This window comes from Sphingomonas sp. 10B4 (assembly GCF_035019905.1).
Taxonomy (GTDB): domain Bacteria; phylum Pseudomonadota; class Alphaproteobacteria; order Sphingomonadales; family Sphingomonadaceae; genus Sphingomonas; species Sphingomonas glacialis.
This window is the reverse complement of sequence record NZ_JASJVC010000184.1, coordinates 1-600: the sequence shown is the minus strand read 5'-3', so window position 1 is coordinate 600 and position 600 is coordinate 1. Positions and strand designations below refer to the sequence as shown.

1 protein-coding gene is annotated in these 600 nt (G+C 62.2%); it reads left to right on the top strand.

All coding sequences use genetic code 11. The features are described from left to right. On the top strand, positions 1 to 600 hold a 600-nt coding region (locus QN347_RS19385), incomplete at both ends, for an IS66 family transposase (protein ID WP_323494343.1).

The window sequence follows — 600 nt, the reverse complement described above, 5'->3', positions numbered from 1 at the left end:
GCGTATCAGTGGGTGTTTTGTTCGAGCAAGGCCGTCGTCCATACCGCCGCGTTCAGCCGCGCCGCTCAGGTTGTGTACGACACGATGGCCGGACATACACCCGACGTATGGATATCGGATCGCTATTCTGCCCAGCAAGGGCATGGCCAGCGTCACCAGACGTGCCTTGCTCATCTCGATCGCAAGGCGCGCTTCGTCGCCGAGAATGGTAGCGATTTGATCGGGATGCGGGTCCAGTTCTGGTTTGATCGCGCCTTCAGGCTTGCCCGCGACATCGCCGCACTCGCCGCCGCTACGGTGAAAAACCGAAGGCGCGCGCTGATGCGCGACCTCGATGTCATCCTTGCCACCACCACCGATTGCCAGCTGGCGCGCGAACTGCTCGGGCAAATCCGCCGCGCGCGCGACCAAATACTCACCTTTTGCGATTTCGCGGGCAGGGTCGATGCCACCAATAATGTCAGCGAGCGCGCCCTCAGACCCAGCGTCATCCAGCGGAAAGTCACCAACGGTTATCGCGCCAAATGGGCCGCCGATGCCGAAGCCGCCTTGCGCACCACTGTCGATACTGCCCGTCTCGCAGGAGGCAGTCCATTCCAG